Genomic DNA, 20,163 nt, shown 5'->3' with positions numbered 1-20,163 from the left:
GATGCATGCTTTTTTCATTTGAACCAGCCTTTTTCCTTAAAGCGAGTAATGGCTTCAATGCGGTTCTTTACTTCGAGTTTGTCCAGAATGGTAGAAATATAATTGCGCACCGTTCCAGTCTTAATAGATAGTTCGTCAGCAATTTCTTTTGTGTTTTTTCCATCAGCTACTAGAGCTAATACTTCTTTCTCTCTAGCTGTAAGAGGACTGGTAGATTCACTATATAAGTCATCCACTAATTCTGGAGCATAGAGGCGTCTGCCTGCCATCACGCTTCGAATGGAATTTGCGAGTTCTTCACTCGGACTATCTTTTAGCAAGTATCCGCTTACGCCTGCTTTCAAAGCTCTTTGAAAATAGCCGGAGCGAGCGAACGTTGTCAAAATGATGACTTTGCAGTTTAAATCTTTCAGTTCCTCTGCAGCTTCAAGCCCAGTTTTAAGAGGCATCTCGATATCCATTACGCATATATCTGGCTGGTGCTGCTTAGCAAGTGATACCGCTTGTTCCCCATTTGAAGCTTTTCCGACAACTTCCATGTCATCTTCTAAATTTAACAAAGAGCCTAAAGCCCCTAACATCATTTGCTGATCTTCGGCAATAACAATTCGAATCATAATTGTTCCTCCTTAATATGTTTAACGATGTTTGGAACTGTAATATGAATAATCGTCCCCCCTTGACTGGAGATATCAAGATGGCCGTTTACAAACTCCAGCCGTTCTTTCATTCCTAAAAGACCGTTTCCTTTCCAGCAGGTTTTCTTCGTATTAATACCAACTCCATTGTCTTCTACCGTTATGCCTACTTCTTTTGCAGACTGATGTAAAGTAATCGTGCAAACGGTGGCTTGACTATGTTTGACCACATTGGTTACTGCTTCTTTTAAGCACATGCTAAGAATATTTTCAATTAGCAACGACACATTCTCTAATGAAATGCCCTCTTCTCCTACAAACTTAATTTCGGCAGCTTCTAAAAGCTCTTGAACGCGTTTTAGTTCTTCACTAAGGCGGATTCCACGCATTTGAGAAACCATGTTTCTCACTTCATTAAGAGCCGTGCGCGCTGTTTGCTGGACATCTTTTAATTCTGATTTTGCTTTTTCAGGATCTTTTGTAATAAGTTTTCTTGCTAAATCACTTTTTAGACCGATAAGAGACAGCTTTTGTCCTAACGTATCGTGCAGATCGCGAGCTATCCGCTGGCGTTCTTCCTGTTTTACAAGCTCAGAAATACGTTTATTTGCATCTTCAAGCTGTTCTTCCAGCCGGTCTCGCTTCTTCCGATTATAAATGCTAAATGGCAGTACAATCACACTGATGGAAATTACAAAAATGAAAGGCAGCTGTTTTAAAAAGATCTCTTCTTGCATAACAACGTTAAAGTTTACCGAAATAACGGTGCTAATTAAATGAACAGCATACAAAGTGAAGAAAGCGAGTCGTTTTTGGATATTTCCAATAAAATAAGCGATAAAAAAAGCAAAGTAAAAGGCAAAGTAAATATAATTGAAAATAGTTGTCAGGGCTAAGGAAATAACGATTAACAAAGCCGTCCATACGTAAACGGACTTGCCTGTTGAAACAAACGCAAAACGATAGAAAATAAAAAATAAGATGGTGAGTAACGAACCAACAATAATGTGATTCATGGATGAAGACTGTAAAATAAAATAAAATGGTAGAATGACAAATACCGTCCATATGTAGGGAGATAGCCCAGTGATTTTTTGGAAAAACGTATATTTTTTCATAAAGAACCTCGTTTACTTGTTAAAATACACTATTAGTTTACCACAAAGTAGAACGAAATAAGTTTAGAGAGATAGATAAAACAGTCAAGCTTTTGAAAGCTTGACTGTTTTGTTTTATTAAAGTTCTGCTTTTGTTTGAGATGACATTCTGCTTGCTTTTGGTGCAGCTGAGCGTGTTTTTATTTCTTTAAAGCTCACAAACATTTTGTTTTCTTCATCCCATAGACGGAATCGAAGAGAGCGAAGACTTGTTGCGAGTGTAATGGTTGGTACATTTTGAAGAGGCTGCGTGTGTTGATGAACAGCTTCAAGCTTATAGTTTGGCACTCTTGGGCTTAAATGATGTACATGGTGAAACCCAATATTGCCTGTTAGCCATTGCAATAGTTTTGGAAGCTTGTAAAATGAACTTCCTTCAACGGCAGCTTTTACATAATCCCAGTGCTCATCTTCTTCAAAATAAGAATCTTCAAACTGATGCTGTACATAAAACAGCCAAATTCCAATTGAACCTGAAATGAAGAAAATCGGTCCTTGAATTAATAGGAACGCCTGCCACCCTACCAACCAGCAGGTCGCTGCTGCTAATGCAACGATCAATACATTTGTAAGATACGTATTCATTCTTTCTTGTTTCTTCGCATTTTTTTGATTGAATCGGTTTGTAATCAAAAATACATATATAGGTCCCACGCCGAACATAATGAACGGATTGCGATAGATACGGTAAGCGATTTTTTTCCAAATAGAAGCTTCTTTATATTCTGTTACGGTTAACACCCAAATGTCACCCGTACCTCTTTTATCTAAGTTGCTGCTTGTTGCATGGTGAATTGCATGGCTATGTCCCCATTGACTGTAAGGGAACATCGTTAAGACACCGGTAATGGTTCCGAGAATTTTATTGTGTTGTCTACTTTTAAAGAAAGAGTAGTGACAACAGTCATGAAAAATAATGAATATTCTTACTAAAAATCCTGCTGCGATAACAGTTAGCGGAAATGCTAAAAAATAAGAAATTGAAAGGCTCTCATAAGCGAGAAACCACAGTGTGAAAAAAGGTAAAAAAGTATTAATCAATTGTCTTATGCTGTCTTTCATTACTGCTTTTTCAAAAGGTGCAACTTGTTTTCGTAAATTCTTTTGTTTTTGTATAGTCATATGAAATTCCTTTCATCACCGTATATTACCCTCAGTATAAAGAGATTTTTCTGACTATTTAAGACATACGTGTCATATAGAAACCATGACAGTTGTCATATATATGTAGGGGGAAGCTGTAAAAAATGAAAAAAAGCGGTATTTAACAGTCTGCGGTTCTGATAAAATTATACAGTGAAGGCTTATTGCTACGGAGTATTTAAGAAGAAAAAAGGAGTTTGAAATGAATAAAAGAAATAGATGGGTATATCTTCTTCTAGCTTTTGTGATCATGGGAGCAGGCCTTTTATCAAGAAAACTTACCGCGTATCTTCCTCACATCGTAAATATATATGCGGGAGATTCGTTATGGGCCTTAATGATTTTTGTCAGCGCGGGTTTTTTGTTTCCTGCATGGAGGATAAAAATGACTGGTATGTTTGCTATAGTGTTTTGTTACTTCATTGAATTTACACAGTTGTATCACGCTCGGTGGATTGATGACATAAGAAAGACTGCGCTAGGAGGGCTCATTCTGGGGTATGGCTTCTTATGGAGCGATATACTGGCTTATTCGATTGGAGTCGGGGTAGGAATGAGCTGGGAATATTATAGATATCGATTTAAAAGATCCGCCTAGCAAATACGATTCAACGAATTTTAGAACTCAGCTGAGGATGGAATAAGCCGTAAGGTTATGAAGCAGGATGTATATACATAAAAATAAACTTATGCATAAAAATTTTTCACTTAAAACCAATTGTCTATTCGTTGAACGAGAGGAAGAGAGGGGATTATTTGAACTTAATAGCCTGGATGATTATTGCATGTGAAATCGCTTTTTGGATAGTCATCATTTTAGGATTAGCAGCAAGGTATATGTTTAAAAAACAAAAGCTCAGTTTTTTTATTTTAGCTCTAACACCTGTTGTTGATTTTTTTCTTCTGATTGTGACGAGCGTAGACCTTTACGGAGGTGCTACAGCGACCTATGCTCACGCTATTGCAGCCGTGTATATTGGAATTTCGATCGCTTTTGGAAAAAGTATGATTCAATGGGCAGACGAACGCTTTCAATATTATGTGATGAAAAGCGGAGAAAAACCCCGTAGGCGCTATGGAAAAGAATATGCAAAGCATTATTTTAAGTCATGGCTACAGCATCTTGTTGCTTACGCTATTGGAGCAGCTCTTTTAGCGGCGATGATGTATATAGTACCAAATGGAAAAACCAACGTGCTGCAAAATGTAGTGGAATTTTGGACAGTTATTGTAGGAATTGATTTCTTATTATCTCTTTCTAATTTCGTTTGGCCTAAAAAAGAAAAAGAGTCCGGTTATACCAACTTATAAAAAGACATCGTCATGCGTGTGAAGCAAAAAACCTCCCCGTAAGGAGGTTTTTTGTTTTACCATCCAGGGTATAGGTATATGAATGATGCTTGTCTAAGGTAGTTCAGTTTAGTTGCTTAAGCGGCTAAACTGCTTTTTGTGCAAATATATGTACAATTTATGTAGCATGCATGATAAGAATTCTGTGTATTCCATATACTACCTCATATGAAAGATAGACAAGTGATACAATACAGTTTGTTTTTAGGAGAGCTTTTATGAAAAAACGCCGGTTGGACTTTATTTTTTTATTTATTATTTTACTTTCCATTTATGCTTTCTTTTTTACCTCTATTGATGTTCATTGGAAGTATGCCTTAGTTGGATTATATGGTGTCATCATTTTCATTTGTATGTATTCACTTATGCTTGAAAATCGAACGCCTGAAAGTACGTTGGTTTGGATGTATGTCCTCTTTTTCTTCCCTGTTGCAGGTTTTTTCTTTTATTTGTATTCAGGACAGCTCTATTTAAAGGGGCATATGTTTAAAAAAAAGCGTATGCATAACCGAGAAATGCTTAGAAAGATGGCAGACAAAGAAACGACGCCTGATCTATCGCCGCTTCAATCGCATCAGCGTTACTTTGCTCAGTATCTTCAATGTGTATCTTTGACAAAGATGAATGTTCATACAAAAACCTACGTCCTTAAGAACGGGCAAGAAACGTTTAATGAAATCAAAAAGCATTTGCAATCAGCAAAACAGTTTATTCATATGGAATACTATATGTTTCACTCAGATTCTCTAGGAAAAGAAATCATTGATATTTTAATAAAAAAAGCAAGCGAAGGTATAGAAGTGCGCTTTACATTCGATACAATGGGAAGTTTTACACTATCGGGTTCAGATATTAAACGAATGAAAAAAGCGAATATTAAAGTGCATCCTTTCTTACCTATTAAGTATGGATTTTTCAATCAAAAATTCAACTTTCGAAACCACCGTAAAATAGTCGTAATTGACGGGGAAGTAGGTTTTGTAGGGGGATTGAATGTTGGGGATGAGTATTTAGGAAAAAACAAAAAAATTGGTTTTTGGAGAGATACTCATCTGATGCTAAAAGGAGAATCTGTTCAAACCTTGCATTCGATCTTTATGTTCGATTGGGAATACGTTTCTGGAGAATGCTTAATTAACGATGAAGCGTATACAAAGCCTCATCCTGTCGAAGGAGAAGGCTTTGTGCAAGTGGTGGCGACAGGGCCTGATACGCAGGAAAATATGAGTGATTATTACTATACTATGATTACAAGCGCGACGAAATCAATCTGGATTTCAACTCCTTATTTTGTTCCAAATGAAGCCATAAGAACCGCCCTTCGTATTGCGGCTAGAAAAGGTGTAGAGGTACGGATTATGGTACCCGAAATTAATGATGGCTTTCTGACTCAATATGGAACTAGGTCATATTTTGCTGAACTTCTTCGATGTGGAATTGAAGTATATTCGTATAGAAAAGGGTTTTTGCATCAAAAAATTGTGATTATAGACGGAGATATGGCTTCGGTCGGTACTGCAAATATGGATATGAGAAGTTTTCATCTGAACTTTGAAGTTAATGCATTTTTAATTGAAGGAGAGACGATTCAAACGCTCATCAAAAATTACGAAGAAGATATTGAAGACAGTCATTTGATCAAACCAGTAGCATTTTACAAGCGAAGCTTAGTAGAACGTTCGAAAGAGTCATTTGCACGCTTATTTTCAGGTGTTTTATAAAATAAAGTTTGTTTTCAAAAAGCAGGAGGAAACGTATGGGTGAATCTCCATTTGTTAAAAAAGATACGTTTGGTCGAAAGTTACATCGCTTAAAAGAACGTACTAAGCCATTTGTCGTACGTTTTTCACGGTTTGGTCATGTGGCTCAAGGTGTGGTCTATTTTATCATCGGTATATTAGCGATTCAGACAGCTTTCGGATTAAAAGGCGATTTAGTTACTTCTCAAGGAGCCCTGCACACAATTGCAAAGCAGCCGTTTGGATTTTTGATTTTAATTGTCTTGGCAGTAGGTTTAAGTGGATATGCGTTTTGGCAAATCATTTCTGCTATTTTTGATCCTCACCACGTTGGGCATGGGGTAAAAGGCGTTTTCACTCGTTTGGGCTATTTAGTTGTAGCGACGTTTTATATTAGTCTTTGTGTGAGTTCGGTGAAAATTTTGCTTCATGCTCACGTTCATACCTCAGGTAAGCATTATCAAACGGTATCAGCCAAGCTGTTATCTTATCCCTTTGGGCAAACCATCATTGCGCTTACAGGTATCGGCGTTATTATCTTTGGGATTGGACAAGTATATTGGGCTCTTTCAGGACGCTTCTTAAAAAAACTAAAGAAAAACGAAATGTCAAAAGAAGAGTGGCGATGGAGCGGGCATATTGGAAAAGCAGGTATTATTGCTCGAAGTATCGTCTTTGGCATTATTGGTTTCTTTCTTATTCGCACGGCTCTTCAAGCGGATCCAGACGAAACGAAAGGGTTAGATGGAGCCCTTGCTGAAGTAGCACAGCGTCCTTTTGGGTCTGTACTGCTGGCTATCGTATCAATCGGGCTTATGGCATACGGAGTATATATGTTTGCAGAATCAAGGTATAAACGAATTGATCCTTAATAAAATTAAAAAGATGAAAAAGCTACTTTTTGACCTTCTGCTCATATCATATAGCAGATAGATAATGAACAGGAGGAGAGGCAGATGCCATCGGTAGTAGGAGCCGTAAATATCTCGAATGTATTGGTTTCATCTTCAGTGGAGTTTGGTGATTGTCTGGCTATTAAGCCAAAAAGTACAGCTTTTACAACAGTCGGTTCTGGCAGCGGGAACACAGGAAATTTTATGAATATTACAAGCAGTTCCAGTACCGCTAATACAATTGATATGGATATTAAGGATCAAAATGTAGTGGGAAATGCATAAGAAACGAAAGCTTATCGTCATCGGACGGTAAGCTTTTTTATTTGTATTTCACGTATACCCAGACGTTTCTTTACCACAATGTACCTCTAGGATTCTATCTTATAGGAGTAGTAAACTAGACAGGTGATGTCAAAAAGTGGGGAGGCGAAATTATAAAATGAAGAAAATATGTATGAGCCTGATCGTTCTCTGTCTTTTCAGTGGAGGATTGGCCCCGATGAGTAAAGGAGCCGCTGCTTCTTCAGTGGGCACTGTCAAAGGTGACAACGTAAACGTATATCGTTCTCCTTCCTTACATTCTTCTGTTATGCAGACAGTGAAAAAAGGAGAAGAATTTCCTGTCATTTCATCTGAAGCTGGAGATGCAGCTCAGGTTACCACTCATACGGTAGTGCCGGGAAATACACTATGGTTACTAGCTAAGCAATACGGTGTAACAGTCAGTGATCTAATAAAACAAAATCAGCTAAAAAAGACGGAGCTGATTCCAGGGCAAACGCTGAAAATACCACCAAAAGGCTTGTTACATAAAGTAGTATCAGGAGATACGCTTTGGAAAGTCTCCGTAAAGTACGGTGTAAAAGCAAATGAATTAACAAAGTTAAATCAGCTATCCTCAACAAATATTAAGCCCGGACAAACGCTTATTATTCCTGATTACTATATACAAGTACAGCTTTTGGAAGGGAAAAAGGGCTGGATCAAAAAATCTGATTTAGTGCAAAAGAAGCATCAGCCTGTAGTTATGGGTTGGAGCTTTAATGAAAAAACAGCAGGCTATACAGAATCGATGAAGCAAAAGAATTTAGACGTTGTTTCACCTCGTTGGTTTACGCTAACGTCGAATGACAAAGTTGTTTCATCTTCTATAAATGAATCATATGTTCAAACGGCTCATAAAAACGGCAAAAAAGTCTGGCCGCTTATTGGCAACAATTTTGATGATGTACTTACAAGTGATGTGCTAAGCAATAAAGCAAAGCGGAAAAAGCTTGTATCATCAATAGAAAGTTCGCTAGTAAAAACAAACAGCGATGGGATCAATGTTGACTTTGAAAACATTAATATCAAAAACAAACAAGATTTTGTTTTATTTATTAAAGAATTAAAAGCAGCGTTAAAACCTCATGGTATGACTATTTCAGTAGACATAACAAGAGAAAATAATGATCCTTTTTGGTCGGGAAGCTTTGATAGGAAACAGATTGGTCAAGTGGCAGACTATGTCATTATGATGGGATATGAAGAACACTGGGGAGGAAGTCAGGTTCCAGGATCTGTTGCTTCACTGCCTTGGGTGAAAGAAGGCGCACAACTTCTTATGAAAGATGTACCTGCACACAAAATCCTTCTGGGAGTTCCTTTTTATACGCGAGAATGGAAAACGGACCTATCGACCAAAAAAGTTGTCACAAAAGACTTAACGATGAAAGAAGCCGAAGCTGTTATCTCTTCTAAAAAGTTAGCTAAAAAATGGGATAGCCAAGCCTCACAGTACTATGTAGAATACACGGAAGATGGTACGAAGCATCAAATATGGCTCGAAGACAAAGCATCTATGCAGCGCCGGGTTAAATTAATTAATGACTATCATTTAGGTGGGGCGGCAGCTTGGTATATTGGTTCAGAAACCTCAGATATATGGGAGTTATACAACTTTTAAATAAAAAACACACCTCTTGCTTGATTTAGTGAGGTGTGTTTTTTATTTGCATCATAATGAAGCGTATACATCTATTTACAAACGAGATAAATTTTACAATATTTGTTTTTCTTGAGTTAATTTATAACTATATTCCAAAATGAGCCTATTTAACCTTTTTTTAGTTGAAAACGCTTAATGACTTTACGATAAAGATAATTTATAGTAAATTCAGTTTCTATACAATAAATTTACCAAATGAACAATTAAGTAATTTAATTATTAACTAAGTGAAAGGAATGAATGTTATGGGAAAAGTATTAGTAATAGGCTTTCCAGGTGAAGGACATGTGAATCCTTCTTTAGGAATTGTAAAAGAGTTGATGGCTCAAGGGGAAAAGGTCGTCTATTACGGCATTGAAGACTATGCTGAAAAAATTCGGAAATCAGGCGCGGAATTTCGTGAATACGAAGATTTTCGTCCAAGTCTTGATATGAGCAACCGGATGACAAACGAAGAGTCTTATGACCGCTATGAAATAATGAATTTGTTTTTAAATGAATCTGAAAATATTATTACTAAAATTATGAGTGAAACGAAACATGAAACATATGATTATGTACTTTATGATTATCACCTTTTAGCAGGTTCCGCTGTGGCCGACCTTCTTCAGCTTCCGAAGGTTTCTCTTTGTACAACATTTGCGTTAAATAAGGAGTTAGCAACTTGTATGATGCCAAGTGGTCAAACAGAACCTGACCAATCTACCTTTTATCCTCAATTCGAAAAATCATTAAATAAGTTCAACAACCAATATAATACTCAGTTAAAAGATTCCATTGACATTATGTCGAATCCAGGGGATATTACGCTAGTATTTACGTCAGAATTCTTTCAGCCAAACGTATCTGAATTTACGAGTGAGTACAAGTTTATTGGTCCTTCAATTGTTAAACGATTAGACATTGAAGATCCTTCTTACTTACAAAATGAAAATGAAAAAATTATTTTTGTTTCTATGGGAACTATTTTTAATCAGCAGCTAGAAATCTATAACTTATGTGTAGAAGCATTAAAAGATTTTGAGGGTAAAGTTATTTTATCTATTGGTAAAAATACCAAACCTGAAGAATTAGCACACATTCCAGAAAACTTCGTTGTGAAACAATACGTACCGCAGCTAGAAATTTTAAAACGTGCGGATTTATTCATTACTCACGGCGGAATGAACAGCAGCAGTGAAGGTTTATACTACGATACGCCCCTTGTCGTTATTCCAATGGCAGTGGATCAATTTATGGTTGGCGATCGCGTGCAGGAGTTAGGAGCAGGTGTAAAATTAGATAAAAATAATGTATCTGCTGAGCTAATCAAAAAGACAGTTAACGACGTTTTAACTACTCACACATATAAACAGCATGCACAACAAATTGGAGAATCACTTCGCTCAGCGGGAGGATACAAGCAAGGAGTGAAAGAAATTTTCAATGTGGTGCCTGTCAAAGCGTAATAGATGTAAGGCAGCTAGATAACTAACAGAGAGGAGTAAATATAATATGCAGACTATAAAAAAAGCAGTTATACCAGCAGCAGGGTTAGGTACTCGTTTTTTACCCGTTACAAAATCTATCCCAAAAGAAATGCTTCCAATTGTAAATAAGCCCGTAATTCAATTTATTGTAGAAGAAGCCTTAAAATCAGGAATCGAAGATATTTTAATTGTTACAGGAAACGGGAAACAAGCAATTGAAAATCATTTTGATCACAATATTCAACTGGAGCACTTGCTTCATCAAAAGGGAAAAACTGAACTATTAGAAGAAATGGAGCATATCTCTGAACTAGCGAATATTCATTACGTTCGTCAAAAAGAAATGAAGGGCCTTGGCCATGCAATTGGCTGTGCTCGACAGTTTATTGGAAACGAACCGTTTGCAGTTTTACTTGGAGATGACTTAACAGACCCAGATCAGCCTTGTTTAAAACAGCTGATTGACCAGTATAACCAAACGGGATCATCGGTTATCGGCGTACAGCGCGTAGAGGAAGAATCCGTTCACCGTTACGGGATTATAGATCCAAAAGCAAATAAAAACCGGTTATACGAAGTGAATGGTTTTGTAGAAAAACCATCAGTCGAAGAAGCTCCGTCTAATTTAGGAATTATTGGACGCTATGTATTTACACCTGACATTTTTGAGTATCTTGAAACGCAGGAAGCTGGAAAAGGCGGGGAAATTCAGCTAACAGATGCTATTCAGCGTATGAATATAGACCGTTCTATTTATGCTTACGAATTCGAGGGCGAACGTTATGATGCAGGAGAAAAGTTAGATTTTATTTTTACGACTCTTGCTTTTGCATTAAAAGATGAAGAATTAAAAGCACCTCTTTTGACCAAATTCAAAGAACTTATCAGCAAAGAAGAACAAAAAGAAAAAATTGCTGTACAAATTGGAAAATAACCTTCATTTACACACCTTTCTTCTACTTTTTCTTGAAGAAAGGTGCATTTTTTTGCGGAAATGGAACGTTTGACAGCTGGATAGAAAGGGTTGAAATGAGTTTATGTCGAAAATAGAAAATTCGTTTGTATCAGGCATAAAGATTGTGTTTACAGACCGGGATTTTCGAACGATTTTTATTTCATTATTTATTATTGGATTATCCGTTGGCGGCTTTATGCCTTATTTAACGGTTTGGGCAACAAATACATTGCATGCCACTTCTTTTCAAGCAGGATTTTTATTTGTGCCAATGAGCATTATTGGTTTAATCGTATCGTTTTATTTAGCTTCGTTATCAGACAAATGGGGGAAACGAAAGCCATTTATTATTTGGGCGTTACTGATTGGAACCATTTCAAGAGTGCCGTTAGCGTTTACGCATTCTTATACAATAGCACTCATTTTACTTGCTATAGGAGGGTTTAATGCGTTTTCTTTTTTCTTTGCCCTGCTGAATGATTTTATTGTTAAAAAGCAAGAAAGCAAATCGCAGGCAGGTACGATTACTGGTACCGTGCGAATGGCTTTTTCACAAGGCTATATTTTTGGACCTATGCTTGGCGCTTTAATTATTGATCACGGAGGGTATACTCTTTTATTTTTATTATCAGGGTTGTTATCGCTAGCAACTTTAGGGTGGGTTCTTTTTGCGCTTAAAGAAGACAGTATGCCTCAAACTTCGGCTCATGCATCTTCAAAAGCGCCAGCCGGTATACCTTCTGTATTAATAGCTGTATTCGTAGCAGCTCTTTTCATTTTTGCGGGTGATTCCGGGCGTTCTATGTATTTGCCGCTCTACATAACGGATACGTTAAAACAATCCGTTTCGATTGTAGGGATTCTCTTTACCGTTACATCTGTTTTTGAGCTAGTATTTATGCCGTTAGGGGGCTATTTTTCTGATAAAATCGGAGTTAAACGATTCTTTATCATTGGAATTGCTTGCCAAGTGCTTTATTTTATTTTAACGAGCCTTCATTTACCGCTGAGTGGGTTAATTGTGCTTCAAGTATTTTATGCTTTTATTCTGTCCGCTACAATGGGAGTGGGAATGGTATATGCTCAGTCACTGGCTCCGCGTCAAATTGGACTAGCCACAACGGCATATATGACGGCTATACAAACTTCAGCAGTTGTCAGCAGCTTAGCTATGGGGTCACTAGTCAGCGTGATTCCGCTGCCTTCTACTTTTTACATTTTAGCTGTTTTCGCGGTTATTTCAGGTGTGATGTTCCTGTTTATGAAGCAAAAATCAGTTGAGAAAATGAGTTAAAAAGAAAAGTTAAGAAGAGGTTGAGACATTACCCAATTAATTCAATCTAAAGGCGGACAAATAGTATACATGAGCTCGTATGGATTGCTTGTGCCACCGCAGTTGATTTCCGTACAAGTCTTCGCTTTCCGCGGGTGGCCGATGAGCCTCCTCGTCTTTTGCGCTCCTGCGGGGTCTGATCTGTTCCACTTTTCCCGCAGGAATTTTCGCCTTGCTCCCCAATCAACTGTTAGAAGGACCTAAACAAATGACACATACATTCACCATAGCAAAAAAACGAACCATTGATTAATGGTTCGTTTTTTTACTTTCTCTAAAATATTTTTGCCCCAGCCTCTTTTTTATGAGGCTGTTTCTTGAATTTGTTCGCTGCGATTTTTATTTAAAATTTTGCGGTAGCGGTAATTAACAAAAGCTGCCGCTGCCATACCTACTACTGAAAGCATCGCATCAAAAATAAAGATAATTGAAATATGTCCCGTTTTAGACATAAGCCCTGTTGCTAAAGGCAATAAAATAGCAGCTAGTCCAGCAGCCGTCGCTACAATTCCAGTAACCGTTCCTTTTTTGTTCCAGAAAAGCTCGGTCATAACAGTAATCGCTAATTGAAAGACCCCAGCCGTAGAAAATCCCATGAAAAAAGCAGCTGCAATTGCAATAGCAGGTACTTTAACAAAAAGAAGCGTAAGTACGGCTATAAGGGTAATCATCGGGTAAACGAGAATAACCGTTACAGGACGAAGCACTTTGCTTAATAATACAGCTAATACTAAAACAGAGATTAAAGCTCCAATGCTGTAGTAGCTTAAAAGGCGGACCGAGCTGCTTTCAGCCATACCTAATACTTGTTGACCGTAAGTAGGGAGCCAAATTTGAGCCACCGTAAAAAGCGCTGTAGAAGTAAATCCAATCACAATAAGAGCAATTCCTTCTTGTTTCATTTTAGGAGCAGAGATAAATTTATTCTCTGCTGTATTTTGCTGTTGAACTGTACTCTGTTCGCGTTTATGATTGGGAAAAGGCAGTTTGAACATAAAGATCATATTTAGTAAATAAATAAGAGCAGGAAGAAAAAAAGCATACCCATAAAACAAATCACGATCTGCAAAAAAGGCAATCATAAACGGCAGAAGTGCCGCTCCTGCAGAAATAAATGCTTTTACAAGAACACTGGCTGAACCTGAAGATTTAGGAAAGACCTCAATCAAAGCAGGGTACGTTCCAGCATCCATAGCAGAGTTTGCAATACCAGCGATAATAGCAAAGATAAAGGCTGTTTGATAATTTGGCGATAATGGAATGCCAATTAAAAAAATCGCCATCGTCAGAGACGAAACAATAATCAAAGGCTTTCGTCCGACTTTATCAGACAAGACGCCTGATAGAGAATACGAAAGCAATTTTCCAATTCCGATAGCAGAAATGATATAGCTGATTCCAGCACCGTCGGTATTTAATTGTTTTGTCAAAAATGACATATTTGATGCAAGCATGATATTGACCATGCCCAGTAGAAAGTAGTTAATATACATACCTGAAGCTGACAGCATGTACTTATTTTTCATCGTTTACACATCCTTACGTAAAAAAGCTTATATGAAAGGGATAAAAGTAACACCCGTTCCTCCTTTTTTCTTCGTTATTTATAAACCTACTTCCATGATAAGTTTATGAAGACATTACCTTTACCTTTTATCATTATATTTATTTAGTCCTTTTTAGTATGTGACTAAATGCGTGCACCTACTGCTTCAAATCAATATGAAATCTATTCTAACATGTTTTTAGCGCTTTAAACCAAAAAAGTGATATTTTATAAAAAAATCCTGTCTTCTTTCGCGGCTTCACAAAAGAAACCCCACAAAAAATGTTTGTTTTAAAGCCAGGATGCACAAGAAGTGCCTCCCAATAGTGGTTATTAAAAAGGAGAAAAGGGTATTTATAAATTAAGGAAAAAGAAACAAAAGAAGAAAGGTGGAAACAATGAAACACAAAGTATTTTTTGATGCGCAATGTCCTTTATGTTACAACGTAAAAAAAATAATTAAAGCGCTGGACTGGACGAACCAAATTCAGTGGATTCCAGTTCAATACATTGAACGAACGGAGTATAGTTACTTAAAAGAAGAGGGAAGAGACTTATATGATCAAATTCATATGGTGACCAAAAAAGGGGAAGTTCTAGCAGGATTTGAAACGGTCAGACGGCTTTTAGCTGTTTTGCCTCTTACATTCCCAATAGGTGTGCTTTTGCATTTACCATTAATGAACAAAGCGTTTAGTCCGCTATACAAATGGGTCTCCACAAACCGATACGACTGGTTTGGACGCTACGATTCTCCGCGAACCACATAAACAAACAAAAGGGACAAGCTTTGAAAAAGCTTGTCCCTTTTGTTTTGAAGACATTATACTTTATACATACCTTAATTTTAAAAAAACGTTAATTTAGTGTGACTTAGACGCGTGAATTTTAGAAAAACAGCTATAGCTGAAAGGGAGAACCTATATGATAACAAAATGGACAGCTGAACGAATGCCCGGTGTAACGGGAAAAACAGCCCTTATAACGGGAGGAAACAGCGGTATTGGATTTGAAGCAGCAAGGGCTCTAGCAGCTCGCGGAGCAGAAATCATTCTTGCTGTGCGTAATGAGGAAAAAGGGAAAGAAGCTAAGAAGAGAATTAAAGCGGATAACGGAAATGCTAAAGTGACTATTATGTCATTAGATCTCAGTGACTTGAGCTCTATTCGGCATTTTGCTAATCAATTTCTTCAACAATACTCGTCTTTGGACCTTCTCATTAATAATGCAGGCGTGATGGTTCCGCCTCACAGCAAAACGAAAGACGGATTTGAACTGCAGTTTGGCTGTAATCATTTAGGACATTTTGCGCTTACGGGTTTGCTGCTTCCTTTACTAATGGCAACTCCACATTCAAGAGTCGTAACGGTAAGCAGTATAGCTGCTAATTCTGGAAAAATCTATTTTGATAATCTAGACGGGGAAAAAGGCTACAGTCCAATGAAGTTCTATAGGCAAAGTAAACTCGCCAACCTATTGTTTGCTAAAGAACTGCAAAACCGCTTAGAAGCAGCTGGATCGACGACAATTAGTGCTGCGGTACATCCGGGTATTTCAAATACTAACCTATTATCACGAGGTTCAGGTAAAGAGCCAAACGGCTTGCTGAAATTTTTAGTCAAGCTATTTAGTCAATCTGCAGAAATGGGCGCGCTGCCTACTCTTTATGCAGCCACTGAATCAATAGAAGGCGGTACATATATTGGGCCAGACGGAAAAGATGCTAAAAAAGGATATCCTGCAAAAGATAGGATGGGAGATGTTTTATTTAAACCGGACGTAGCTGAAAGGCTATGGAGCATATCGGAAGAATTAACAAAAGTGACATATATATTCAAGAAAAGATAAAAACCAGCGGCTATTGGTCGCTTTTTATTTTTTTTAAACTTAAACATTATAACGTTATATTTACTTATTTATTTCTTTATGTTATTCTACATTTGTAAAAACAGAAAAATAATTAATATTAGTGTAAGCGCCACCATAAGAGGAGTGAACGAAATGAAGAATCGGTTTCTATTAAGGAATGTCAAATCGGTCACTGAAAAAGAGTTTGATATTGTTATAGAAAATGGAAAAATTTCTGAGATAGCAAAAGCTGGTGAAGGAAAAGCACCGCTTGTTTATGATTACTCAGGAACCTACATATCCAGCGGATGGATTGATTTACATGTTCATGCGTTTCCAGATTTCGAACCATATGGAGATGAGATAGACGAGATAGGAGTGAAGCAAGGAGTAACAACACTAGTGGATGCAGGAAGCTGCGGTGCTGATCAAATAGCAGATTTAATTCAAAGCCAATATGCAGCAAAAACTAATTTGTTAGCGTTTTTAAACATTTCACATATTGGTTTAAAACGCACAGATGAGCTTTCAAATATGGACTGGCTAAAAGCGGAAAACATTTTTGAAGCCATGAAGGCATATAGAAACAATATTGTAGGTTTAAAAGCCCGTATAAGCAAAAGTGTAGTAGGTAAAAGCGGTATTGAGCCTTTATATTTTGCTCGAAAAATGTCTAGTAAAATTTCACTTCCATTAATGGTTCATGTCGGGTCTGGTCCTCCTGCTATTGAGGAAGTTGTTTCGATTCTAGAAAAAGGAGACATTATTACTCACTATTTGAATGGAAAAGCTAATAATCTATTTGATGATGAAGGAAAGCCGCTTCCACTCCTAATGGAGGCCATCCAACGAGGTGTTCATTTAGATGTAGGGCACGGAAATGCAAGTTTTTCGTTTCAAGTAGCAGAAGCTGCCAAAAAACATAATGTTAAATTCAATACAATTAGCACAGATATTTATCGAAAGAATCGACTAAATGGGCCTGTATACAGCTTAGCTCATATATTATCTAAATTTCTTTATTTAGGATACAGCCTTGAAGAAGTAGTAAATGGCGTTACTGTTAATGCGGCAAAGTGGCTTAATAGACCGGAGCTAGGAAGGATACAAGTTGGAGACCGTGCCAATTTAACTCTTTTTACTATAGAAGACAAGCCTGTTCTGTTTGTTGATTCCGAAGGAGAGAAGAGAGAAGGTAAGCAAATAATTAAAGCAAAAGGAGTAGTTGTAAATGGAACGTTCATTGAATGCTAAATATGGCTTGAAACGAGTAATTAACGCGAGCGGTCGAATGAGTATTTTAGGTGTATCAGCACCGACTGATACAGTAATGGATGCAATGAAAAAAGGAGGACAAAATTACGTTGAAATCGCTGATTTAGTTGATAAAGCAGGCGATTATATTGCTGAGATCTTAGGAGCAGAAGCAGGTGTGGTTGTTAACTCAGCTTCAAGTGGAATTGCTCTCTCTGTAGCTGCTCTTGTTACACAGGGAAATCGCCGCAAGAGCGAGCGTCTTCATCAAGAAGAAATTCCTAAAAGAGAAATTATTATTCTGAAAGGTCATAACGTACAATACGGGGCACCAGTTGAAACAATGGTTTATTTAGGTGGAGGAAAGCTTATTGAAGTTGGCTACGCTAATGAAGGAAGAGCAACTCATATTGAAGAAGCGATTTCTGAAAACACAGCCGCCATTCTTTATGTGAAATCTCATCATACAGTTCAAAAAAATATGATCTCTGTGGAAGAAACGTGGGAAATTGCACAGAAAAACAATGTTCCGTTAATTGTGGATGCTGCCGCAGAAGAAAACCTTCAAAAATATGTAAAGTACTCAGACCTTGCAATCTACAGTGGCTCAAAAGCAATTGAAGGACCAACTTCTGGAATTGTTGGAGGTGAACGTAAATATATCGAATGGCTGAAAGTTCAACTACATTGTATTGGAAGAAGTATGAAAGTAGGAAAGGAAACAATATTTGGGTTACTTCAAGCACTTGATGAGTATGGAGAAAAGAAAGATAAAAGTGCAAAAGAAAAAGAGAGTTTACAAGCGCTACTGTCATTAAAAGACATAGAAGGCGTTAACGTAACAATTGTTCAAGATGAGGCAGGCCGAGCTATATTCCGAGCTAGAATTCAAATCATTCCAGAACAGGCTAATATAACTGCAGAAGAAGTTGTAAAAGAGTTGAGTGAAGGTGAAATTGCTATTTATACACGTGATTACGGGATAAGACAAGGATATTTTGACATCGACCCAAGACCTTTAAAGGGCGATGATATACATGTAATTGAGTCTAGAATACGCGAAATTGTAGGAGGAAACTGACATGTCAAACATTACAAAACGTTTTTATAAAGAGCGTGCAGCATTAAACGTATTAGCAAACAGTGTCGAAAATGCCAAAGAAGTATTTGAGGCTGCAGAAGGGCATGTATTAGTAGGCGTGTTATCTAAGGATTATTCTACTGTAGAAGAAGCAGTAAAAGCAATGAAAGAATACGGAAAGGAAATTGATGGAGCAGTATCAATTGGTTTAGGTGCTGGAGACAATCGTCAAGCAGCTGTAGTAGCAGAAATTGCAAAGAATTATGCTGGCAGCCATATTAATCAAGTATTTCCTGCTGTTGGAGCAACACGTGCTAATCTAGGTGAAAAGGATAGCTGGATTAATAGTTTAGTATCCCCAACCGGCAAAGTCGGCTACGTAAATATTTCGACTGGCCCAGTTAGCGCAGCGCATAATGAACAAGCTATTGTACCAGTCAAAACAGCTATTGCCCTAGTACGTGATATGGGAGGAAACGCGCTCAAGTATTTTCCTATGAAAGGGTTAAGCTATGAAGAGGAATTCCGAGCTGTGGCACACGCTTGCGGGGAAGAAGAATTCGCTTTAGAGCCAACTGGAGGAATTGATAAAGAAAACTTTGAAACAATTTTGCGTATTGCTTTGGAAGCCGACGTCCCAAAAATTATTCCGCATGTTTATTCGTCAATCATTGACCAGAAAACAGGAAAAACAAAAGTAAATGATGTACGTGAGCTCCTCGAAAAGATGAAAAAGTTAGTTGATCAGCATGGCTAAGAACTTTGCAGCATTTGGAGAGGTAATGATGCGTTTACAAGTACCAGGATATGAATTACTCTCTCAAGCTCATACATTAAGCTATTCGTTTTCTGGTACAGGGGTAAATGTAGCGGCGGGGTTGGCGAACTTCGGATATACGGGATATTTGATCACTGCTTTACCGGATAACGCTGTGGGAGATGCGGCTGTATCTTATCTTAAAAAGTTAGGTATTTCGCAGTCATTTATTAAACGCAGCGGAAAACATGTCGGTATGTATTTTTTAGAAAATGGATTTGGGTCCCGATCTAGCCGAGTTACATATACCAACCGTTCAGAAAGCAGCTTCAACAGAGCTCCTGAAGGCATATATGATTTTGAGAATATTGCGGAGAAAGTAGATGTGGTGCATTTTTGTGGAATCTCTCTAGCAATGAATGATTCCGTCCGATCCTATATGAAATCATTTGCCAAAGCGGTAAAAGAACGCGGTGGTATGGTCGTATTTGACTGTAACTACCGCCCGTCTCTATGGGGAGATGAAGGATATGAAAGCGCAAAACCTCATTATGAAGATATGCTGTACCTTGCAGATATCGTAATGATGAATGAACAAGATGCTATGCACATTCTTAAGATGGAAACAGAAGAAATAAGCAGAAGAAAGCAGCTGATGAAACTAATTCCAAAGGTAGCAAAGAAGTACGGTCTTTTTGTCGTAGCCGGTACGCACCGATCTATTAATAAGAACAATAAGCACTCTTTATGCGGTTTTATATATAAAAATCATACATTTACATTTTCTGATACGATTACTTTTTCTGTCTATGATAGAATAGGCGCAGGAGACGCCTATACAAGCGGCATTTTATATGGCGAGTTAGAGAGCTTTTCAGCAGAAAAGACTGTGGCATTCGCTGTAACAGCGGGAATGCTTGCTCATACAATCGTAGGCGATACTCCTATGTCATCCCAGTACGATATACAAAAAGCGATGACAGAATCAGTAGGCGATGTAGAAAGGTAGA

19 protein-coding genes are annotated in these 20,163 nt (G+C 37.6%); 15 read left to right on the top strand and 4 right to left on the bottom strand.

What is annotated here, in order from left to right; genetic code table 11:
• Positions 1 to 14: 14 nt before the first annotated feature.
• From ACFX4W_RS15695 to desA, 3 genes are all read right to left on the bottom strand, one after another.
• A complete protein-coding gene (locus ACFX4W_RS15695; protein WP_013056197.1) occupies positions 15 to 617 on the bottom strand; it encodes a response regulator transcription factor in 603 nt (200 codons plus the stop codon).
• Positions 614 to 1,756 (bottom strand): sensor histidine kinase, encoded by a 1,143-nt coding sequence (locus ACFX4W_RS15690; RefSeq protein ID WP_043979369.1) that lies wholly within the window; start codon positions 1,754 to 1,756, stop codon positions 614 to 616. Before ACFX4W_RS15690 ends, ACFX4W_RS15695 begins: the two co-directional genes overlap by 4 nt.
• A 117-nt stretch (positions 1,757 to 1,873) precedes the next feature.
• Positions 1,874 to 2,917 (bottom strand): Delta(5) desaturase DesA, encoded by a 1,044-nt coding sequence (desA, locus tag ACFX4W_RS15685; RefSeq protein WP_043979367.1) that lies wholly within the window; start codon positions 2,915 to 2,917, stop codon positions 1,874 to 1,876.
• 223 nt (positions 2,918 to 3,140) lie between these two features.
• Here desA and ACFX4W_RS15680 point away from each other — a divergent pair, with 223 nt between their 5' ends.
• The 9 genes from ACFX4W_RS15680 (at position 3,141) to ACFX4W_RS15640 (ending at position 12,628) form a co-directional block, all read left to right on the top strand.
• On the top strand, positions 3,141 to 3,536 hold the full coding sequence (locus ACFX4W_RS15680; RefSeq protein WP_043979365.1) for a ribosomal maturation YjgA family protein: 396 nt from the start codon (positions 3,141 to 3,143) through the stop codon (positions 3,534 to 3,536).
• Between the two features lie 158 nt (positions 3,537 to 3,694).
• Positions 3,695 to 4,249, top strand: a complete 555-nt coding sequence (locus tag ACFX4W_RS15675) for a hypothetical protein (protein ID WP_043979363.1) — start codon at positions 3,695 to 3,697, stop codon at positions 4,247 to 4,249.
• Between the two features lie 257 nt (positions 4,250 to 4,506).
• Positions 4,507 to 6,009, top strand: a complete 1,503-nt coding sequence (gene cls, locus ACFX4W_RS15670; RefSeq protein WP_043979361.1) for a cardiolipin synthase — start codon at positions 4,507 to 4,509, stop codon at positions 6,007 to 6,009.
• A gap of 35 nt (positions 6,010 to 6,044) precedes the next feature.
• The gene (locus ACFX4W_RS15665) at positions 6,045 to 6,899 is read left to right on the top strand and encodes a DUF1206 domain-containing protein (RefSeq protein ID WP_014460878.1); all 855 of its coding nucleotides are present in this window, start codon (positions 6,045 to 6,047) and stop codon (positions 6,897 to 6,899) included.
• An 84-nt stretch (positions 6,900 to 6,983) separates the two neighbouring features.
• Entirely contained in the window at positions 6,984 to 7,205 is a 222-nt protein-coding gene (locus ACFX4W_RS15660; protein ID WP_013056204.1) for a spore germination protein, read from the top strand.
• Between the two features lie 217 nt (positions 7,206 to 7,422).
• On the top strand, positions 7,423 to 8,868 hold the full coding sequence (locus tag ACFX4W_RS15655) for a glycosyl hydrolase family 18 protein (protein WP_162213898.1): 1,446 nt from the start codon (positions 7,423 to 7,425) through the stop codon (positions 8,866 to 8,868).
• A gap of 287 nt (positions 8,869 to 9,155) precedes the next feature.
• Positions 9,156 to 10,358: a macrolide family glycosyltransferase gene (locus tag ACFX4W_RS15650; RefSeq protein ID WP_162213899.1), complete on the top strand. Its 1,203-nt coding sequence runs from the start codon at positions 9,156 to 9,158 to the stop codon at positions 10,356 to 10,358.
• A 46-nt stretch (positions 10,359 to 10,404) separates the two neighbouring features.
• Positions 10,405 to 11,313, top strand: coding sequence for a UTP--glucose-1-phosphate uridylyltransferase GalU (gene galU, locus ACFX4W_RS15645; protein ID WP_162213900.1), 909 nt, complete (start codon positions 10,405 to 10,407; stop codon positions 11,311 to 11,313).
• 103 nt (positions 11,314 to 11,416) lie between these two features.
• Entirely contained in the window at positions 11,417 to 12,628 is a 1,212-nt protein-coding gene (locus ACFX4W_RS15640; RefSeq protein ID WP_237074693.1) for a sugar efflux transporter, read from the top strand.
• A gap of 341 nt (positions 12,629 to 12,969) precedes the next feature.
• On the opposite strand, the gene ACFX4W_RS15635 is transcribed toward ACFX4W_RS15640, so the two are convergent.
• Positions 12,970 to 14,193 (bottom strand): MFS transporter, encoded by a 1,224-nt coding sequence (locus tag ACFX4W_RS15635; protein WP_043979346.1) that lies wholly within the window; start codon positions 14,191 to 14,193, stop codon positions 12,970 to 12,972.
• 418 nt (positions 14,194 to 14,611) lie between these two features.
• Here ACFX4W_RS15635 and ACFX4W_RS15630 point away from each other — a divergent pair, with 418 nt between their 5' ends.
• The 6 genes from ACFX4W_RS15630 to ACFX4W_RS15605 all read left to right on the top strand — a co-directional run bounded on the left by ACFX4W_RS15630 (position 14,612) and on the right by ACFX4W_RS15605 (position 20,162).
• Entirely contained in the window at positions 14,612 to 14,983 is a 372-nt protein-coding gene (locus ACFX4W_RS15630; protein ID WP_028408045.1) for a thiol-disulfide oxidoreductase DCC family protein, read from the top strand.
• Between the two features lie 154 nt (positions 14,984 to 15,137).
• Positions 15,138 to 16,061, top strand: coding sequence for an oxidoreductase (locus ACFX4W_RS15625; RefSeq protein WP_043979342.1), 924 nt, complete (start codon positions 15,138 to 15,140; stop codon positions 16,059 to 16,061).
• A 153-nt stretch (positions 16,062 to 16,214) separates the two neighbouring features.
• On the top strand, positions 16,215 to 17,315 hold the full coding sequence (locus ACFX4W_RS15620) for an amidohydrolase/deacetylase family metallohydrolase (protein WP_043979339.1): 1,101 nt from the start codon (positions 16,215 to 16,217) through the stop codon (positions 17,313 to 17,315).
• Positions 17,293 to 18,396 carry a DgaE family pyridoxal phosphate-dependent ammonia lyase gene (locus tag ACFX4W_RS15615; RefSeq protein ID WP_043979337.1) on the top strand — a complete coding sequence of 368 codons (1,104 nt, stop codon included), beginning with the start codon at positions 17,293 to 17,295 and terminating at the stop codon, positions 18,394 to 18,396. Before ACFX4W_RS15620 ends, ACFX4W_RS15615 begins: the two co-directional genes overlap by 23 nt.
• Position 18,397: 1 nt before the next feature.
• Positions 18,398 to 19,153, top strand: coding sequence for a 2-dehydro-3-deoxy-phosphogluconate aldolase (dagF, locus tag ACFX4W_RS15610; RefSeq protein WP_043979334.1), 756 nt, complete (start codon positions 18,398 to 18,400; stop codon positions 19,151 to 19,153).
• Positions 19,146 to 20,162 (top strand): sugar kinase, encoded by a 1,017-nt coding sequence (locus ACFX4W_RS15605; protein WP_043980571.1) that lies wholly within the window; start codon positions 19,146 to 19,148, stop codon positions 20,160 to 20,162. The genes dagF and ACFX4W_RS15605 overlap by 8 nt, the downstream gene beginning before the upstream one ends.
• Position 20,163 lies beyond the last annotated feature (1 nt).

Origin of the sequence: Priestia sp. YIM B13489 (assembly GCF_042787645.1) — a bacterium.
GTDB lineage: Bacteria > Bacillota > Bacilli > Bacillales > Bacillaceae_H > Priestia > Priestia megaterium.
Note: the sequence above shows the minus strand (reverse complement) of the source record. Positions and strands in the feature narration are given on the sequence as shown.